Annotated in this window: 13 protein-coding genes; 10 read left to right on the top strand and 3 right to left on the bottom strand. The window is 70.4% G+C overall.

Annotated features, from left to right (window positions below; all coding sequences use genetic code 11):
• Positions 1-9 precede the first annotated feature (9 nt).
• The 6 genes from fba to AC3WXD_RS16400 all read left to right on the top strand — a co-directional run bounded on the left by fba (position 10) and on the right by AC3WXD_RS16400 (position 5,477).
• Positions 10-1,074 carry a class II fructose-bisphosphate aldolase gene (gene fba, locus AC3WXD_RS16425; protein ID WP_029043902.1) on the top strand — a complete coding sequence of 355 codons (1,065 nt, stop codon included), beginning with the start codon at positions 10-12 and terminating at the stop codon, positions 1,072-1,074.
• Positions 1,075-1,211: 137 nt separating this feature from the next.
• Positions 1,212-2,120 carry a phosphoribosylaminoimidazolesuccinocarboxamide synthase gene (locus tag AC3WXD_RS16420; RefSeq protein ID WP_020204427.1) on the top strand — a complete coding sequence of 303 codons (909 nt, stop codon included), beginning with the start codon at positions 1,212-1,214 and terminating at the stop codon, positions 2,118-2,120.
• Between the two features lie 138 nt (positions 2,121-2,258).
• Positions 2,259-2,756, top strand: coding sequence for a 5-(carboxyamino)imidazole ribonucleotide mutase (gene purE, locus AC3WXD_RS16415; RefSeq protein WP_020204428.1), 498 nt, complete (start codon positions 2,259-2,261; stop codon positions 2,754-2,756).
• Between the two features lie 8 nt (positions 2,757-2,764).
• Positions 2,765-3,049: a hypothetical protein gene (locus AC3WXD_RS16410; RefSeq protein ID WP_059410600.1), complete on the top strand. Its 285-nt coding sequence runs from the start codon at positions 2,765-2,767 to the stop codon at positions 3,047-3,049.
• Positions 3,050-3,185: 136 nt separating this feature from the next.
• Complete coding sequence (locus tag AC3WXD_RS16405; protein WP_020204430.1) at positions 3,186-4,430, top strand: 5-(carboxyamino)imidazole ribonucleotide synthase; 1,245 nt, start codon at positions 3,186-3,188, stop codon at positions 4,428-4,430.
• Positions 4,431-4,493: 63 nt separating this feature from the next.
• A complete protein-coding gene (locus AC3WXD_RS16400; RefSeq protein ID WP_059410601.1) occupies positions 4,494-5,477 on the top strand; it encodes an L-threonylcarbamoyladenylate synthase in 984 nt (327 codons plus the stop codon).
• Positions 5,478-6,375: 898 nt separating this feature from the next.
• Here AC3WXD_RS16400 and dacB read toward each other — a convergent pair.
• On the bottom strand, positions 6,376-7,932 hold the full coding sequence (gene dacB / locus AC3WXD_RS16395; RefSeq protein ID WP_020206552.1) for a D-alanyl-D-alanine carboxypeptidase/D-alanyl-D-alanine endopeptidase: 1,557 nt from the start codon (positions 7,930-7,932) through the stop codon (positions 6,376-6,378).
• 221 nt (positions 7,933-8,153) lie between these two features.
• Here dacB and AC3WXD_RS16390 point away from each other — a divergent pair, with 221 nt between their 5' ends.
• Positions 8,154-8,363, top strand: coding sequence for a YMGG-like glycine zipper-containing protein (locus AC3WXD_RS16390; protein WP_020424007.1), 210 nt, complete (start codon positions 8,154-8,156; stop codon positions 8,361-8,363).
• A gap of 75 nt (positions 8,364-8,438) precedes the next feature.
• Here AC3WXD_RS16390 and AC3WXD_RS16385 read toward each other — a convergent pair whose 3' ends face one another.
• Positions 8,439-8,900 (bottom strand): PACE efflux transporter, encoded by a 462-nt coding sequence (locus AC3WXD_RS16385; RefSeq protein WP_492324180.1) that lies wholly within the window; start codon positions 8,898-8,900, stop codon positions 8,439-8,441.
• A gap of 122 nt (positions 8,901-9,022) precedes the next feature.
• On the opposite strand from AC3WXD_RS16385, the gene AC3WXD_RS16380 reads away from it, so the two are divergent.
• The gene (locus tag AC3WXD_RS16380; RefSeq protein WP_492324179.1) at positions 9,023-9,925 is read left to right on the top strand and encodes a LysR family transcriptional regulator; all 903 of its coding nucleotides are present in this window, start codon (positions 9,023-9,025) and stop codon (positions 9,923-9,925) included.
• On the opposite strand, the gene AC3WXD_RS16375 is transcribed toward AC3WXD_RS16380, so the two are convergent.
• Positions 9,922-10,917, bottom strand: coding sequence for a tripartite tricarboxylate transporter substrate binding protein (locus AC3WXD_RS16375; protein WP_492324178.1), 996 nt, complete (start codon positions 10,915-10,917; stop codon positions 9,922-9,924). The two genes, AC3WXD_RS16380 and AC3WXD_RS16375, sit on opposite strands and share 4 nt — an antisense overlap.
• A gap of 276 nt (positions 10,918-11,193) precedes the next feature.
• On the opposite strand from AC3WXD_RS16375, the gene AC3WXD_RS16370 reads away from it, so the two are divergent.
• Complete coding sequence (locus AC3WXD_RS16370; protein ID WP_020206556.1) at positions 11,194-11,886, top strand: response regulator; 693 nt, start codon at positions 11,194-11,196, stop codon at positions 11,884-11,886.
• Positions 11,879-13,309 (top strand): sensor histidine kinase, encoded by a 1,431-nt coding sequence (locus AC3WXD_RS16365; protein ID WP_492324177.1) that lies wholly within the window; start codon positions 11,879-11,881, stop codon positions 13,307-13,309. The genes AC3WXD_RS16370 and AC3WXD_RS16365 overlap by 8 nt, the downstream gene beginning before the upstream one ends.
• Positions 13,310-13,334 lie beyond the last annotated feature (25 nt).

Below are 13,334 nucleotides of genomic sequence, written 5' to 3'. Positions count from 1 at the left end.
AGTTTTGACATGCCACTCGTATCGATGCGCCAGCTGCTCGACCACGCCGCCGAAAACGGCTACGGCCTGCCGGCTTTCAACGTCAACAACCTGGAGCAGGTCCAGGCCATCATGCAGGCCGCCGACGAAGTCAACGCGCCGGTGATCATGCAGGCCTCGGCCGGCGCGCGCAAGTACGCGGGCGAGCACTTCCTGCGCCACCTGATCGAAGCCGCGGTGGAGGCCTACCCGCACATTCCGGTGGTCATGCACCAGGACCACGGCCAGTCGCCGGCGGTCTGCCAGGCCGCCATCGACCTGGGCTTCTCCTCGGTGATGATGGACGGCTCGCTGCGCGAAGACGGCAAGACCCCGTCCGACTATGAGTACAACATCGACGTGACCCGCAAGGTGGTGCAGCTCTCGCACGCCATCGGCGTGACCGTCGAAGGCGAGCTCGGCTGCCTGGGCTCGCTCGAGACCGGCGAGGCCGGCGAGGAAGACGGCATCGGCGCCGAAGGCAAGCTCGACCACTCCATGCTGCTGACCGACCCCGAGCAGGCCGCCGACTTCGTCAAGGCCACCCAGCTCGACGCGCTGGCCATCGCCATCGGCACCTCGCACGGCGCCTACAAGTTCACGCGCAAGCCCACCGGCGACATCCTGGCGATCGACCGCATCAAGGAAATCCACGCGCGCATCCCCAACACCCACCTGGTGATGCACGGCTCGTCCTCGGTGCCGCAGGAACTGCTCGAGGAAATCCGCAAGTTCGGCGGCGACATGAAGGAAACCTACGGCGTGCCGGTCGAGGAAATCCAGGAAGCGATCAAGTTCGGCGTGCGCAAGATCAACATCGACACCGACATCCGCCTGGCCATGACCGGCGCGATCCGCCGCTTCTTCGCCGAGAACCCGAGCAAGTTCGACCCGCGCGAATACCTCAAGCCGGCCCGCGAAGCGGCCAAGCTGGTGTGCAAGGCGCGCTACGTCGCGTTCGGCTGCGAAGGCCAGGCCTCGAAGATCAAGCCGGTCTCGCTCGACGCGATCGCCCAGCAGTACAAGTCGGGCGCGCTCGCGCAGGTCGTGCAGTAAATTGCAGTCCGCGCCGCCGGCACGCCGGCGGCGCCAACGTATGCCCTGCGTCTCCGGCCGGGTCCCCGGCGCGGGGGCCGCCGGGGACGACGCTTTTCCAGGCCGCGCGCCTGGCGCCGCGTTTTATCGGAACCACCATGTCCAACGCCCTTTATCAGTCCTCCATCACTTCGCTGCCGCTGCTCGGCCACGGCAAGGTCCGCGACAACTACGCCGTCGGCGACGACAAGCTGCTGATCGTCACCTCCGACCGCCTGTCCGCGTTCGACGTCATCCTGGGCGAGCCGATTCCCGGCAAGGGCCGCGTGCTCAACCAGATGGCCAATTTCTGGTTCAAGAAGCTGGCCCACATCGTGCCGAACCACGAGACCGGCGTGACCGCCGAAAGCGTGGTGAGCCCGGCCGAGGTCGAGCAGGTCAGGGGCCGCGCCGTGGTGGTCAAGCGCCTCAAGCCGATCCTGGTCGAAGCCGTGGTGCGCGGCTACCTGGCCGGCAGCGGCTGGAAGGACTACCAGGCCACCGGCAGCGTGTGCGGCATCGCGCTGCCCGCCGGCCTGCAGAACGCGCAGAAGCTGCCCGAGCCGATCTTCACCCCGGCCGCCAAGGCCGAGATGGGCGAGCACGACGAGAACATCTCGTTCGGCGAAGTCGAGACCCGCATCGGCGTGGACCTCGCGCGCCAGATGCGCGACATCTCGATCCGCCTGTACAAGGAAGCGGCCGACTACGCCGCCACGCGCGGCATCATCATCGCCGACACCAAGTTCGAGTTCGGCCTGGACGACAACGGCACGCTGACGCTGATGGACGAGGTGCTGACCGCGGATTCGTCGCGCTTCTGGCCGGCGGACTCGTACCAGGTCGGCACCAACCCGCCGTCGTTCGACAAGCAGTTCGTGCGCGACTGGCTCGAAGCCGTGCGCATCGACGGCAAGCCCTGGCCCAAGACCGCGCCGGCGCCCAAGCTGCCCGAAGACGTGATCGAGAAGACCGCCGCCAAGTACCGCGAGGCGCTGACGCGGCTGACGGGCGAGGAATTGCAGTAATTTGGGGAGGCGCCGCGCCGCTTGCCAGCCCCCGCCCTCTCCCCGGCCCCTCTGCCGCGGGCGGGAGAGGGGAGCAAACCGCCGAGAGGCGTGACCCGGCGCGGCAAAGCGTGCCGGACGGATTCATAAGGATTTGACGTGAGCAATACAGCCAAGCCGCTGGTCGGCGTCGTGATGGGCAGCAGTTCCGACTGGGACGTGATGCAGAACGCGGTGGCCATGCTGAAGGACTTCGGCGTGGCCTTCGAGGCGCGCGTGGTCTCGGCCCACCGCATGGCCGACGAGATGTTCGAGTACGCCGCCAGCGCGCGCGCGCGCGGCCTGCGCGCGATCATCGCCGGCGCCGGCGGCGCCGCGCACCTGCCCGGCATGATCGCCGCCAAGACCATCGTGCCGGTGTTCGGCGTGCCGGTGCCGTCCAAGTACCTGCGCGGCGAGGACTCGCTGCTGTCGATCGTGCAGATGCCCAAGGGCGTGCCGGTTGCCACCTTCGCCATCGGCGAGGCCGGCGCCGCCAACGCCGCGCTGCATGCCATCGCCACGCTGGCCACCACCGACGACGCGCTGGCCGCGGCGCTCGAGGCGTTCCGCGCCCGCCAGACCGAGGCGGCGCGCGCGATGACGCTGCCGGTCTGAGCCGCGCCATGCCGAAAACCAAGCCATCGGCGCCGGTCCGGCCGCCGGCCCGCGGCGAACTGGTGCGGGCGGTCGTGCTGGCGGTGGCCGGCACCCTGCTGTTCTGGTACGGCATGGGCTTCCTCGGCGGCGCCGGCGCCGAGCCGGACGCGGCCACGCGGGCAAGCTGGTCCTACCAGACCTTCGGCCGCGACGGCCCGAGCATGGCCATCGCCGCGGTCGGCATGATCATGCTGCTGGCCGGCGTGCGCATGGGCAAGCGCTACTGGCTGAAGTCGCGCGGCCACCGCTGACGCGCCCCGCCTGCCGTTGCCGCCTCTGTCCCCGTTTTCGCTCCCGGCCCCGTTGCCATCGGCGCCCGAAGTGCCCATGATGCTGGTGGTACTGGTGTAGCGCCCCGTTTTCCAAAATTCGTTTCAGGAGGCCTGCGTGCCCACCGACATCCATCCCCATCTGGTCGAAGCCCACACGCCGGAATCGCGCGCCGAGTTCGGCATCGACAATCCCAGCGCGCCCATCCTGCCCGGCGCCTGGCTCGGCGTGCTCGGCGGCGGCCAGCTCGGCCGCATGTTCGCGCACGCCGCCCAGGCGATGGGCTACAAGGTGTGCGTGCTCGACCCCGACCAGGACAGCCCAGCCGGCACCATCGCCGAGAAGCACATCTGCGCGCCCTACGTCGACGAGGCCGCGCTGGCCGAGATGGGCGCGCTGTGCGCGGCCGTGACCACCGAGTTCGAGAACGTGCCCTCGCTCTCGCTGGACCGGCTCGAGCAGCTCGGCGCGTTCGTCGCGCCGCGCGGCTACTGCGTGTCGATCGCGCAGAACCGCATCGGCGAGAAGAAGTTCTTCGCCTCGTGCGCCGAGCGCACCGGCGTGCCCACCGCGCCGCACTGGGTGATCCAGCACGACGCCGACGTCGACCAGGTGCCCGAGGGGCTGCTGCCCGGCATCCTCAAGACCGCGCGCATGGGCTACGACGGCAAGGGCCAGGCCCGCGTCAAGACGCGCGAGGACGTGCGCGCCGCGTGGCGCGCCATGCAGCGCGTGCCGTGCGTGCTGGAAAAGATGCTGCCGCTGGCCTACGAGGTCTCGGTGCTGGCCGCGCGCGCCGCCGACGGCAGCACCGCCACCTGGCCGCTGGCCGAGAACGTGCACCGCGACGGCATCCTGTTCGCCACCACCATGCCGTCGACCAGCGTCTCCGACGACATCGCCGACCGCGCGCGCGCGGCGGCCGCCACCATTGCCACCGAGATGGGCTACGTGGGCGTGCTGTGCATCGAGTTCTTCGTGCTGACCGACGGCTCGCTGGTCGCCAACGAGATGGCGCCGCGCCCGCACAACTCCGGCCACATCACGATGGACGCCTGCGAGACCAGCCAGTTCGAGCAGCAGGTGCGCGCGATGGCGCGCCTGCCGCTGGGCAGCACGCGCCAGCACTCGGCCGGCAAGATGCTCAACCTGCTCGGCGACGCCTGGTTCGAGTTCGGCCTCGAGCGCACGCCGGCGTGGGACGCGGTGCTGGGCCAGCCCGGCGCCAAGCTGCACCTGTACGGCAAGAGCGACGCGCGCCCCTCGCGCAAGATGGGCCACGTCAACTGCGTGGGCGGCGAGGCGGCCGACGCCGCGCGCAGCTTCGACGCCGCGCTGGCCGCGCTGCACATCGAGCCCTGACGCCACTGCTGCCACTGCTGCGACTGCCGCCGCCGCCGTTCCCACCACTTCAGAGACTTGCCGATGTCGCGCATGCCCACCTCCGCCGAACTTGACCAGGCGGCCCGATTGCTGGAAGCCGGCCAGCTGGTCGCCTTTCCCACCGAGACCGTCTACGGCCTCGGCGCCGACGCGGAGAACCCCGAGGCGATCGCGCGCATCTACGCCGCCAAGGGCCGGCCCTCGAACCATCCCATCATCGTGCACGTGGTGGACGGCGGCGACATCAGCTACTGGGTCGACGACGTGCCGCCCGCCGCGCAGGACCTGATCGATGCCTTCTGGCCCGGCCCGCTCACGCTGATCCTCAAGCGCGCCGCGCACATCCCCGCGGCGGTGGCGGGCGGGCAGGACAGCATCGGCCTGCGCTGCCCCTCGCATCCGGTGGCGCAGGCGCTGCTGGCGCGCTTCAAGCGCGGCCGCGGCGGCATCGCCGCGCCGTCGGCCAACAAGTTCGGCCAGGTCAGCCCGACCACCGCCCAGCACGTGCGCGACGAATTCGGCGACAGCGTGTTCGTGCTCGAAGGCGACGGCGTGGAGGTCGGCATCGAATCCACCATCGTCGACCTGTCGCGGCTGGAGCAGGGCATCGGCCCGGTGCTGCTGCGTCCCGGCGCGATCACCGCGGCGATGATGGCGCCGGTGCTGGGCGCCATGCCGCTGCCGCCGGACGCCGCCGCGCCGCGCGCGTCGGGCACGCTCAAGGCGCACTACGCGCCGCACACGCCGCTGGCGCTGTCGTCGATGGCCGATTTGCCGGCGGTGCTGGCGGACCTGCCCGCGGACGCCAGCGTGGCCTGGGTCGGCAACCGGGCTGCGGCCGATCCGCGCTGTGTGTGGGTGCCGGCGCCGGACAGCGCCGAGGCTTATGCGCGGGAGTTGTATCGCCTGCTGCGCAGGCTGGATCGGGAGGGGTATGCGTTATTGGTGGTGGAGGCCTTGCCGGCGGGGCATGAGTGGGATGGGGTTAGGGATCGGCTGCAGCGGGCGGCTGCGGCGTTTGAGTGAGGGGGATTTGGTTTTTTGGGGTTTGGCTTCAAAGGCAAAGGCTTTCGCTTCAAAGGCTTTAGAAGCTTAAAGTCAAAGTCAAAGTCAAAGTCAAAGTCAAAGTCAAAGGCTTTCGCTCCTCCGGAGCGACCTACTTTCTTTTGTCCGAAAAGAAAGTAGGCCAAGAAAGCGGACTGCCTGGCCGGCAGGGGCAGAAACGTTGGGGTTTCCCTTGTGGGTGGTTTCGTCGTGGGGCTTGCGGTTCTGCTGGCATCCTGCCGTTACCGGTTCGGCTCGCCACGAACTTGCTGGCGGTGGTGGTTACGGGGTCAGACCTATGATGGCGGGTGCACTGCTGATTCGGGCATCTGCCGTTACCGGCGCGAGCCACCACGACATAGCACCCTCGTGGTTTCGTGGTGGGCGTGGTGGACCCCGCGCGGGTGCGTTGGGTTGCTGGAGCCGGGATTGCTTTTCAACTGTTCGGCACCGCGCTCGAACAGGGGCCACCGCGCCCACCACGAAACCCGTATCGCCCCTATGCCGTGTGCATCCGCCCCGGTCGCGGCAGCAGCCCGAAGGGCCTGGGCCTCCGCCATCATGCAGCGCCACCACGAATCGAACACCACCCGAGAGAACGTGGCCACCAAAACCGGTACCGGCAGAATCCCTGCAGAACCACCACCCCCACCACGAAACCACCAATCCAAGAAACCCTGTTCGGCTCTGCCCCTGCCGGCCAGGCAGCCCGCTTTCTTTGCCTACTTTCTTTTCGGGGAAAAGAAAGTAGGTCGCTCCGGGGGAGCGAAAGCCTTTGACTTTGAAGTTGACTTTGACTTTGACGTTCAGCAGTTGACTTTGACGTTCAGCCGTTGACGTTCAGCCGTTGACTTTGATCTTGACGTTAAGAAGCCGAACCTCAGGGCGCCCCCTGATAAACCCACTGCAACAAAGCATCATGCGCCTGCTGCCCAGCCGAAGCATTCGCATGATTGATATAGCTGACCACCACATATCGCTCGCCGTTGAGCGCATCCACATATCCCGCCAGCGCCCGCACGTCCGACAGCGTGCCTGTCTTCATGTAGGCATTGCCGGCGGCGCCCGCGCGCGTGAGGCGGTTGCGCAGCGTGCCGTCCACGCCGAGGATCGGCAGCGAGTCGATCAGCACCGGTCCCACGTCGCTGGCCAGCGCCTGCTGCAGCAGGCGCGACATGTCGTAGGCGCTGATGCGCTCCTCGCGCGACAGGCCCGAGCCGTTGTCCAGCACGAGGTCCGGCATATCCAGGCCCTGGCGGCTCAGCCAGCGCTGCACCACCTTGGCCGAGCGTGCCGTGCTGGCGGGGCCGCCGCGGTCCACTTCGGCGCCGATGGTGAGGTAGAGCTGGCGCGCCATCACGTTGTTCGAATACTTGTTGATGTCGCGCACGATTTCCGACAGCGGCTGGCCGTAGTGGCGCGCCAGCAGGAAGGCGCCGCGCGGCGCGCGGCCCATGCGCAGCGCGGGCAGGTGCGTGAAGTGGCCGCCCGCGGCCTGCCATTCGGCGACGAAGCCGCCCCAGGCGAATTCATTGTGCGAGAGCGCGGCGATGTTGACCACGTGCTCGCCGCAGTCGGCCGCGTAGCTGCCGTCGAAGGAGGCCAGCACGGTGCCGTCCGGCTGAGGCGTGATCAGCGGGTTGGCGCGCGCGCGCCAGTCGCCGCATTTGCCGCGCGACAGCGCCAGGCGGTTGTCGAGCTTGAGCTGGGCCAGCGCCGGCGTGACCGAGACCGCCACGGTCTCGCTGGCGGGGTCCGGCGTGAGCGTGAACGAGAGCGTCTTGAAGGCGTACAGCAGCGCGTCGGGGCTGACGTTGTAGGCGCGCTGGGTCTCGCCGTCGATGGTGCTGCCGTTGTCGATGGCGGTGTCGAAGAAGCTGCGGTCCAGCACCAGGTCGCCGTTGATGGTGGCGGCGCCGGCGCTGCGCGCGGTGGCCACCAGCTTGGCCATTTCCTCCGGCACCAGCTTGGGGTCGCCCTGGCCGCGCAGGTAGACGTTGCCGTTGATGGTGCCGTCCGGACCGGGCTGGCCGTCGGCGTAGAGCGAGGTCTGCCAGCGGTAGGCCGGCCCGAGCAGCTGCAGGCCGGCGAAGGTGGTCACCAGCTTCATGGTCGACGCCGGGTTCATCGGCGCCTGCGCGTTCCAGCTCGCGCGCGGCGCCGGCGCGCCGACCTTGATGACGTAGAAGCTGGTGGCGGCCAGCGGGATGTGGGCGTGCCTGAGCGCGGCGGTCACGCCGGCTGGCAGGCCCGAGCGTGGCGCGGCCGGCGCGCTTTCGGCGGCCTCGTGCTTCGCGGCGTGGGTGCTGGCGCGGACCGCCTTGGCGGCGGGTCTGGCATCGGCGGCCGGCAGGCCGTTGAGGAACAGCAGCGCCGCGGCGCAGAGAAGCGGCAGGCGGCGGGCAAAGGGGGAGCGGCGTTTCGGCATGGTGCCCATGTTAACGCACGGACACGGCGCCACGGATGACGCCGCTTTCAGATTTCGGCCGGTGTTGGCGATCGGCATCGGCGCGCTTGCCAGGGCCGCGTTTGTGGGAATCCGCTGACAGCAGGTTCGGCCTCCGCCCGCTCGCGAAGTGCCTTTCCAGCCGCCATACTGTCTGTATGCATCGTGCCCGGGTTTGCGCCCGGCGCGGTAATCCGACAAGGAGCCCCATCATGCGTACCGTGACCCTGACTCTCGTGCTGGCCACCCTGCTGACCGCGGCGGGCTGTGCCGACATGACGCCCAAGCAGCGCAACACCGCGATCGGCGCCGGCGTCGGCGGCGTGGCCGGCGCGGCCCTGATCGGCGGCCCGGCCGCGACCATCGGCGGCGCGGCGCTGGGCGGCGTGGTGGGCAACGTGGCGACGCCGGAACGGCGCTGAGCGTGGCGCGCCGGCGCGGCGCGCGAACAAGAACGGATGCCGCGGCATCCGTTTTTTATTGCGCCGTCGCCGCGCCTACCGGCCGCACGGCTCCGGCAGCGCCGCCGGCTTCGGATCCGCGGCGGCCTTGCCGGGCGGGAACGCCGCGTCGTATGCCCAGTTGTAGAAGAAGGCATAGACCACGTAGAAGGCCGCCACCGCGATGTCCATGAGGAAGGCGTCGAGCAGGCTCATGTCGAGGTACCACGACACCATCGGCAGGAACACCACCAGCAGGCCGCCTTCGAACAGCAGCGCGTGCAATACGCGCACCGCCACCGGCTTGCGCAGTTGCCCGGTGAGCCGCAGCATGGCCTTGTCGAACAGCAGGTTGTAAAGGTAGTTCCAGCCGGCCGCGATGACCGAGGCGACCACCGCGAGGATGCCCATCTGGTGCAGCGCGAAACCGAACACGAGGCTGCCTAGCGGCGCGAAGAGGCACAGGCCGATGACCTCGAAGCCGATGGTGTGGCGGATCCGGTCCTTCGTGGTGCGCATGATCTTTCCTGTCTGGTGAAACACAGCGGCCATTCTATCGAGAATCCGCCAGTGGTAAAGTTGGTATCCATCGATTTATCAGATAGATGCCGGCTGTATTCGCGCTGCCGGCCGGAGCGCCCATGAGCCTTTCCCTCGAACAACTGCAGGCCTTCGCCGCCGCCGCCGAATGCGGGTCGTTCTCCGCCGCCGCGCGCCGGCTCGGCAAGGCGCAGTCGGTGGTCAGCACCGCCGTGTCCAACCTGGAGATCGACCTCGGCAACCAGTTGTTCGACCGCGCCGGGCGCTATCCCGCGCTGACCGCCGCCGGCGAGCGCCTGCTGGCCGAGGCGCGCGTGATCCTGGAACGCTGCGAGCATTTCCGCGGCGTGGCCAAGAGCCTGGGCGAGGGCGTCGAGAGCCGCCTCGTGCTGGCGGTCGACGAGCTCTACCCGGAGGAGACGCTGGGCGTGATGCTCGAGGAGTTCTCCGCGCGCTTCCCGGCGGTGGAGCTGGAACTGCTGTTCCCGCTGATGGAGGACGTCAGCCGGCTGGTGCTGGAAGGCAGCGCCGACCTCGGCCTGATGTGGCGCCAGGAGGTGCTGCCGCCGGAGCTGGGCTTTCGCGCGCTGGGCTGGGTGCCGATGCGCATCATCTGCGCGCCGGACCATCCGCTGGCCGACCAGCGCGTCGGCTGGGAGGAGCTCAAGCGCTACCGCCAGTTGATGGTGGCGGTGCGCAGCAGCGACAGCGAGGAGAAAAAACGCCTGCGCGTGGCGGCCGAGGTGTGGTGGGTGGAGAGCCAGTGGGTGATCGTGGAGCTGGTCAAGCGGCGTCTGGGCTGGGCCTTCGTGCCGTGGCACGTGGCGGCCAATTCGCCGGCGGCGGCGCAACTGGTGTCGCCGGTGCTGGAGTTCGACGACAAGGACTGGCCGGTGGCGATGGAGCTGGTGTGGCACAAGCAGCGCCCGCTCGGCAAGGCCGCCGCCTGGCTCAAGGAGCGCGTCAGCAAGCAGCCGCTGCCGCGCCCCGGCGGCGAAGGCTAGCGGGCCAGGCCGAATTCCCTGGCCAGCGCGGCGTAGCGCTGCACCGTCTGCCGGACGTAGGCGTCGAGCGCGGCGGCATCCATCGCGGCGGGGCCTACCGGGTAGAGGCCCTGTGCGGCGCGCAGGCGGGCGAAGTCCGGGCTGGCCTGCAGGCGCTCGAAGCGCGCCGCCCAGCGCTGGTAGTCGGCCTGCGCGACCCTGGGGCCCATGTAGAAGCCGCGCACCACGGGCCAGATGATGTCGTAGCCCTGCTCGCGCGCGGTCGGCACGCCGGCCAGCCGGCCGGGCAGGCGCTGTTCGGCCAGCACCGCGAGGATGCGGATGTTGCCGGTGGCCAGTTGCATGGCCGCCTCCGAGGCGTCGCCCGAGACCGCCTGCACGTCGCCGGCCTGCAGCGCGGTGAAGGCCTCGCCGCCGCCCTCGAAGCCGACGAAGCGCATGCGCTTGTAGCCCACGCGGGCCTGGCGCGCCACCAGCGCGGCCTTCATCCAGTCCTGGTTGCCGATGGTGCCGCCGGCGCCGAACAGCACCCGGTCGGGATCGGCCGCGAGCGCGGCCACGAGGTCTTTCAGGGTCTGGTAGGGCGAGTCGGCGCGCACCGCGATCATGCCGTAGTCGGCGGCCAGCGCGCCGACCCAGCGCACGTCCGCCGCGCCATACTTGCCGAACTTGCCTTCGGCCAGCGCCAGCAGCGAGCCGCTGGAAAAGGCGACCAGCGTGTCGGGCTCGGCCGGGCGCTGCGCCACCACGGTGTTGTAGGCCACCGCGCCGATGCCGCCGGGCAGGTAGGCGAGGCGCATCGGCTCGGCCATGCCGGCCTCCTGCAGCGCGCGCTGCGCCAGCTTGCAGGTCAGGTCGAAGCCGCCGCCCGGCTTGGCGGGCACGATGCACTCGGGCGCGGCCACGGCCGGCAGCGCGCAGGACGCGGCCAGCGCGGCGCAGGCAATACGCACAATACGCACAACATGCGCGGCGGCGGGGACTTGGCCCATCGGTTCTCCCAGGAAATGCCGCCGCGGCGGCGGAAGGCGGCAACAGCATAACGGCAAACGCGGGATGCGAGAATACGGCATCATGGCGCGCCCCGGGGGGGCGGGAAGCCCGGCAAGACGCGCCAGCGCCGGTCAAGACGACGACGTTTTTCACTCCCTTTCCCCTCACGGCGAGAGAGGCGGGGAGAGGGGAGCAAACCGTCGCACGGCATGACGTATCTCGGGACGCATCGCCCGGTGACAGGAAAAGCAAAAAAAGCAGGAGGAGAGGCGCGGATGAGAGTGCTGCTGGTCGAGGACCACGACGAACTGGCCACCTGGGTGACGCAGGCGCTGCGCGCCATGCATTTCACGGTGGAGCGCGCGGCCGACGCGGCCAGCGCCGAATCGCTGCTGTTCAGCACGCACGCCGGCGCGGCCGGCGGCGACTACGCGCTGGTGCTGCTGGACCTGACCCTGCCGGACCGCGACGGCCTGGAACTGCTGGCGCACCTGCGCAAGCGCGGCTACCGCGTGCCGGTGATGATCCTGACCGCGCGCGGCGAGGTGGGCGACCGCGTGCGCGGCCTCGACCTGGGCGCCGACGACTACATGGCCAAGCCCTTCGACCTTGCCGAGTTCGAGGCGCGCGTCAAGGCGCTGCTGCGGCGCGCGCGGCAGACCGAGGCGCCGCTGGTGCTGTGCGGCGGCCTCGGCTTCGACACCGTGGCGCGGCATTTCCAGGTGGGCGGCGTGCCGCTGGCGCTGACGCCGCGCGAGCACGCGGTGCTGGAGATCCTGATGACGCCGCCCGGCAGGGCGGTCAGCAAGGAGCGCATCTACGCCAACATCTTCACGCTGGCCGACGAGGCCCAGCCCGACGTGATCGAGGTCTACGTGCACCGGCTGCGCCGCAAGCTCGAAGGCTCGGGCGCGGCCATCGTGACGCTGCGCGGGCTGGGCTACATGCTGGAGCCGGCCGGTGGCTGAGCCGGACACGCCGGCCGGCCGGCAGCGGCCCGCCAGCCTGCGCGCGCGCCTGCTGTGGTGGCTGATCCCGCCGATGCTGGCGCTGCAGGCGGCCTACGGCGTGGTGGCCTACTCGAACGCGCTGGCCTCGGCCGACATGGCCTACGACCGCACCTTGCTGGCGTCGGCGCGCAACATCTCCGAGCGCATCACGCTCACGCCCGACGGCGTGCGCGTGGACGCGCCCTACATCTCGCTGGACACCTTCGAGGTCGGCATGAACGCCACCATGTTCTACCGCGTGAGCGGCGTGCATGGCGAGTTCGTCTCCGGCTACGACGACCTGCCGCCGTTCGACGCCAGCCAGCCGCGCACCCGGCTCTATCCGGCGCTGGTGAGCTTCTACGACCGCACCTACCGCGGCCGGCCGATCCGCATCGCCGCGCTGCGCCAGCCGGTCATGGACGCCAGCGGCACGCGCGGCGGCATGGCGCTGATCGAGGTGGGCGAGACGCTCGATTCGCGCCAGGCGCTCACGCGCAACATCCTGTTCGACGTGCTGTGGGGGCAGGCCGTGCTGGTGCTGGCCGTGGTGCTGGTGATCTGGCTGTTCACGCGGCGCGCGCTGGCGCCGCTGGACGCGCTGCGCGACGAGGTGGCGCGGCGCCAGCCCGGCGCCACCACGCCGCTCGCGCTGGACAGCGCGCCGCGCGAGGCCGCGCCGCTGGTGGCGGCGATGAACGGCTACATGGCGCGGCTGGAGCAGATGCTGGCGGCGCAGCGGCGCTTCATCGCCGACGCCGCGCACCAGTTGCGCACGCCGCTGGCGGTGCTGCACACGCAGGCGCAGCTGGCCGCGCGCGAGCACGATCCGGCCGAGCAGCGCCGCATCGCGCGCGAGCTGGCCGACAGCACCGCGCGCATGGCCGCGCTGGCCGAGCGCCTGCTGTCCACGGCGCGCGCCGCGCACGGCGGCACCGCGCCGGCGCGGCCGCTGGCGCTGGACGCGCTGGCGCGCGAGGTGTGCGTGGCGCTGATGCCCGACGCCCGCGCGCGCGGCATCGACCTGGGGCTCGAAGTAGAAGCGGCGGCGGACGGCGCGGCGCGCGTGGCGGGCACCGAGCTGCTGCGCGAGCTGGTGGTGAACCTGGTCGACAACGCGCTGCGCTACACGCCGCGCGGCGGCCGCGTGACCGTGCGCGCGCGCCGCGACGGCGCGGCCTGCCTGCTGGAGGTGGAGGACGACGGCCCCGGCATCGCGCCGGACGAGCGCGCCGCGGTGCTGGAGCCGTTCTACCGCGGCAAGGGCGCGGGGCCGGGCGGCAGCGGGCTGGGCCTGACCATCGCGCGCGACATCGCCGGCGCGCACGGCGCCACGCTGGCGCTGCTGTCCGGCGCCGCAGGCCGCGGGCTGCTGGTGCGGGTCAGCTTCGCGGCCGCCTGAGCGCGGCCGGGCGCGGACCGGCGCC

It is taken from the genome of Cupriavidus sp. FW216-B1 (assembly GCF_058789195.1).
The sequence above is the reverse complement of the archived record's forward strand: the minus strand, read 5'-3'. Positions and strand labels throughout refer to the sequence as shown.